5 protein-coding genes are annotated in these 4,532 nt (G+C 66.1%); 4 read left to right on the top strand and 1 reads right to left on the bottom strand.

Annotation, left to right across the window (positions count from 1 at the left end):
• From WAW17_RS11365 to WAW17_RS11380, 4 genes are all read left to right on the top strand, one after another.
• On the top strand, positions 1 to 1,353 hold a 1,353-nt coding region (locus WAW17_RS11365), incomplete at its 5' end, for a cutinase (RefSeq protein ID WP_422333083.1).
• A gap of 76 nt (positions 1,354 to 1,429) precedes the next feature.
• Positions 1,430 to 1,681: a hypothetical protein gene (locus WAW17_RS11370; protein ID WP_422333084.1), complete on the top strand. Its 252-nt coding sequence runs from the start codon at positions 1,430 to 1,432 to the stop codon at positions 1,679 to 1,681.
• Positions 1,682 to 1,686: 5 nt separating this feature from the next.
• A complete protein-coding gene (locus WAW17_RS11375) occupies positions 1,687 to 2,028 on the top strand; it encodes a hypothetical protein (RefSeq protein ID WP_422333085.1) in 342 nt (113 codons plus the stop codon).
• Positions 2,029 to 2,467: 439 nt separating this feature from the next.
• Positions 2,468 to 3,220 (top strand): HNH endonuclease family protein, encoded by a 753-nt coding sequence (locus tag WAW17_RS11380; protein ID WP_422333086.1) that lies wholly within the window; start codon positions 2,468 to 2,470, stop codon positions 3,218 to 3,220.
• 17 nt (positions 3,221 to 3,237) lie between these two features.
• On the opposite strand, the gene WAW17_RS11385 is transcribed toward WAW17_RS11380, so the two are convergent.
• Positions 3,238 to 4,185 carry a phospholipase D family protein gene (locus tag WAW17_RS11385; protein WP_422333087.1) on the bottom strand — a complete coding sequence of 316 codons (948 nt, stop codon included), beginning with the start codon at positions 4,183 to 4,185 and terminating at the stop codon, positions 3,238 to 3,240.
• Between the last annotated feature and the right edge of the window lie 347 nt (positions 4,186 to 4,532).

Genomic DNA, 4,532 nt, shown 5'->3' on the forward strand with positions numbered 1-4,532 from the left:
AAGGGCGCCAACCCGTTCCTCGGATCGCTCGGGTCGATCCTGTCGAAGACCCCCGGCACCACCGGTGCCGGAACAGGGGGAGGTAACGCGGCGGTCGCCACCGCCCTGACCTCGAATTTCACCGACGTCGACCTGCCCGGTCTCGGATCGAACGTCGACGCGCTCGGAAAGCAACTGAGCGGCACCGACACCGGCGGCTCGGTCGATGTGAACCAGATCGCCGACACTGCGACCTCGCTGAGTAGGACGCTCAGCCCACTCGCGGAACTGCTGCAGTCCGGTGCCGCGAACACCGCCGCCACCAGCAGTCTTGCCGCTGCCCCGGCCGGTACGCCCGAGAGCGCGGCCGCGCAGGTCCTCACCACAGCCAGCCGAGCGGACCTGTCCGGTGCGCTCGCCTCCGTGGCCACGATTGCGAACACCGCAGCCAAGCTCTCGAACAACGGCACCACCACACTGCCCGCCACCGCACCCGAAATCTCTCAACTCGCGGGCACCGCCGCGTCACTCGGTAGCCAGATCGCACCAGTGGCAGCCACGCCCGCTGATGCCCTCTCCTCCGCGTCGAGCGTGCTGTCGGTCCTCAAACCGAAAGTTGTCGTCGACCAAGCCCTCAATGTCGTGACCGGCGTAACTGCCCTCGATATTCCGAAGATCCTGCACAACCTGATCGTGCTCCCGCAGAAGATCGCCGCCGGCGATGTCCGCGCCGCCCGCGACGCCGCCCGGGAGCTGAATGTGCAGTTCGCGCCGTTGGTGAAGATGGCCGCCGGTGTCGACTTGAAATGGGTCTCCCAAATCCTCGCGATCATCCCGGACCCGTCCGGATACACCCAGATCGCGGCGCTGGTCACCAGCATTCTCGGCAACGTCGACGTGATCAAGCTGGCCAACATCGCCGGCCAAGCACAGGAAATTGCGTGGGCCGCCGCGGACAAGCTCTTCCCCCCGCCCGGAGTGCTACCCGACCCGGTTGGTGCTGCCGCGCAGACTGCAGCGCTGATCCCACTCGGCCTCGAGCTCGCCTCGGTGGCCGCGAACATGCTCACCGGCAAGGTCAGCAAGACCGACCCCGCACTACTGGGCAAGCAGGCAGGCGCCGTCGGGAACGCGATCACCACGCAGGCGCAGACCCTCGACCTCGCAGGACTCGCCGGATCGGTGTCGACGATGGCGCGCTCGCAGGGGGCCGAGGATCTCGCCGCGGTAGTCGGTGAGGGCCTGAACGCCGCCAGCTTCTTCGCCTCCGGTGCACACCAGAGCTACCAGAACCTGGTCGTCGACAATGCCGGCCGCAACGCCATCCAATGGGTTTCGGATTGGCTCAATCTGCAGATCGCCCGCGCCGTCTGACGATCCGACAGCGTCCGAAGTCGAATAGGAGCACCGGAAATTGGCCCCTCGAGCCCACCGCCCCACCTCCTGCTGGGTGACCTGCCCGCACTGCGACAAACGCACCTACTTCACACGCAAGGATGCCCGCGCCGCCCGCACACACCACGAAAAGCGGCAGGGCTTGTCGATCTACCTCTGCCCCCACCAAGGAGGGGACGGCGACGGCTTCCACGTCGGGCTCCGGCCGGAGGGCCTGGGCCGCGGCGATATCGACCGTGACACGCTCGCCGACAGCCAGCGAACGGCACTCTCCGAAGCCACTTTCGCAGCCGGGGGTGCGTGGTGACACTGATGAACGCCGAGGGATCACCGACCACCCCGATCCCACTCGACCCCGGTGGCTGGATCCGCTTCGCTATCGAACCCGATCGCCCCTACACTGTCCGCGCAATCTCGGAGCACTTCGTCGTCTGCACCCGCCAACGCGACTTCGCCACCAACGGTGACTTCGTCTACACGGTCATCGACTGGCGGAACGGAATCCGCGGCCCGATCAACGTGATCGGACAGAGCGTGGGCGTGAGCACCGATGAGCAGTGCCGCGACCTCCTTCACGACCTCGAAGCCGGCCGGTGGGAAATCAGCCACCGCAACCGCGTCCAGCTCGACATTCTCGACTGGGGCAAGTCATGAGAGAGCACGCACCCGAGAGGACCTATCGCGCAGCGCTATTGCTGCTCTATATCGCAGGCGCGGTGGTGGTTCTGCTGCGACCGGAGCTGCTGTTCGATCGCTCGATATCAATGCCGATGTACCCATGATCACCGACCTGATGGCCGTGGAGTCCACGGATGTGGTCCTGGTCCTCGGGTCTCTGCCCCACGTTCACCGTGAGTTCATTGTTCGCGACATCGTTGGGGCGCCACACGGTCCGCTGCTCCGTTTAATCGGGCTGGGTCTACTCCCTGTGACGGTTCTGGTCCTGGTCATCAAGACCGGCGCTGTCATCACCGGTCGGGTGAGGCAGAGGCGACACCCGACCCGTCATGGCTCCTCACCCGCAGCTGACCGAACCTGACCGAACACGCCCCGCGCGCCATGTACAACGACCTTCGGCGGAAAGGCAAGAATGATGAACACACGCAGAGCCAGCTTGGTGGGTGGTGCAGCTGCGGCGGTAGTGGCCACCGGACTCATCACGAGCAATCCAGGAGTTGACGGGTTGTGGCATTCCGCAGTCGCCGCCGCCGATGAACCACCAGCCCCCTCACCGAGCCCTGCTGGCAGCGCCCCTGTTCCCGGTGTCGAGAAGCTTATCGCCGCCCTCACGATCGTGGACGAGCTCCCCGAGGTCTCCGGCTATTCGCGGGACTGCGGCCGCGGCGACGGATGCGTGTTCGGTACCGCGTGGACCGACGACTACGACGGTGTCGGCGCCCGAAACGGCTGCGACACAAGAAATGACGTCCTCGGAGACCAGCTGATCGATGTCAAGTACAAGCCGGGTACCGGAGATTGCAAAGTGCTCTCCGGCACCCTGAACGACCCCTACACCGGGCGCGAAATAGCCTTCACCTCCGGCAAGAGCACCTCCTCAGCTGTGCAAATCGATCACATCTTCCCGTTGGCGCGCAGTTGGCGTGCCGGTGCCGCGCACTGGCCCCTCGGCAAGCGCGTGGCGTTCGCTAACGACATCGAACTGAACCTCCTCGCCTCCGACGGCCCCGCGAACCAGGCCAAATCCGACAAGGGTCTCGACGAGTGGCTCCCGCCCAACACCGCATACCAGTGCACCTACGCCATCAAATACCTCACCGTCGCCGCGGCTTACGACCTTGCCATCACCTCCGGGGATGCGGCTGCGGCGCGCACGGCGTGCCGGTAGCGGTGCGGTTGGGGCGGCTAAAGGTCCCACATGGCAATCAGGGCGGTCCGGAGGCTGGGAGAGCGGACGTAGTGGTCGCTGCGCAGCCGTGAGCCGGGGTGGCCGAGGTCGGTGAGCGCCTTTTCTGCCTCGGTGAGGGGCAGCGGGGGCAGGTCGGTGCGGATGCGGAGGAAATGCAGAACCGCGCCGCCGGACCGCGGGATCTTCATGGGTTCGGACACCACGACAGCCGGTGGGTAAATCCACTGGTCGTCGGTGGAGACGAAGACGATCACGTCGTCGAGCCGGATAGTGCTGGATTTGTCGAGGCGAAGCGATTCGAGTTGGTATTTCGCCGGCGGCCCGGACGTGGTCCGCGGCCGCCGCCGGTGCTCCTCGAGCACATGGTGTTCGGTGGGGCCGGGCTCGTAGTCGGCGGCGTGCTTGAGGAACATTCGGGTGACCGGGGCGGGGAGAAACTCGGCCTCGGGGTCGTGGATTCGGCCGCTGACACCGGGGATCGGAACCGCCCGGCCGATCTCCCACTGGCGGGTGGCGTTGTCGATGAACACTTCATCGACTTCTGTGATCTCGTCGATGCCGTCGATGAACTTGCGCACTGAGGTGATGACCTCGGGATCGTCGGTGATGATGACGGCATCATCGGCGAAGGCGGAGTTCTCGGACGCGTTCGCCGAGCCGATCACCGCCCGCCGGTTGGTGGCGATCACCTTCGCGTGCAGGGTCGGGGAGGACAGCACCCGTACCCCCTTGCCGAGGTAGTACGCGAGGGCTGCGGGGGAGGTGGCATGTGCACGGACCGCGGCCTTGGAGGCGTTGACGACCAGGACGTCCCCGGCTCGCAGCGGGAGCAGCTCGGGTGCGTCCTGGCCGAGGTAGGCGATCGCCGCATGGCGGGCGCCGCGGGTGCGGATGGCGCGGGTGATGTGTGGCCACGGGCTCGGCCCGTGGAAGGTGGTGCCCATACCGACAGACGGTAACGGGCCGAACGGGTGGGTGCGCCGATGGTCGCCTGCCGGTTGCGGAGGCTGATGCTGCGGCAGGATCTTTCGGTATAGTGACGGGGTATCCGGCGGTGACGCCGATGACACGCACGGGAACGTTGTTGATGGTTTGGTCGCCAGATGACGCATGTTCACCGTGGCACCCACCGTGAGTGGGTCCGAGCGTGGCAGATGGTTACTAAGTGGTCTGATCCGTTAATTCGTCGGGGGTTGCTGCCAGGCGGTGGGGTCGGCGAGGTAGAGCCCGCAGGCGCAGTCGAGTGCGTCCTCGGGGGTGCCAGCGAAATCGCCGTTAGGCAGGACCGAGT

This window comes from Rhodococcus sp. (in: high G+C Gram-positive bacteria), assembly GCF_049286785.1.
Lineage (GTDB): Bacteria > Actinomycetota > Actinomycetes > Mycobacteriales > Mycobacteriaceae > Rhodococcus_F.

Bases quoted from the DNA above. Each gene is read 5' to 3' on its own strand.
- WAW17_RS11375 (WP_422333085.1), top strand. From the start codon at position 1,687: ATGAACGCCGAGGGATCACCGACCACCCCGATCCCACTCGACCCCGGT.
- WAW17_RS11380 (WP_422333086.1), top strand. From the start codon at position 2,468: ATGAACACACGCAGAGCCAGCTTGGTGGGTGGTGCAGCTGCGGCGGTA.
- WAW17_RS11385 (WP_422333087.1), bottom strand. From the start codon at position 4,185: ATGGGCACCACCTTCCACGGGCCGAGCCCGTGGCCACACATCACCCGC.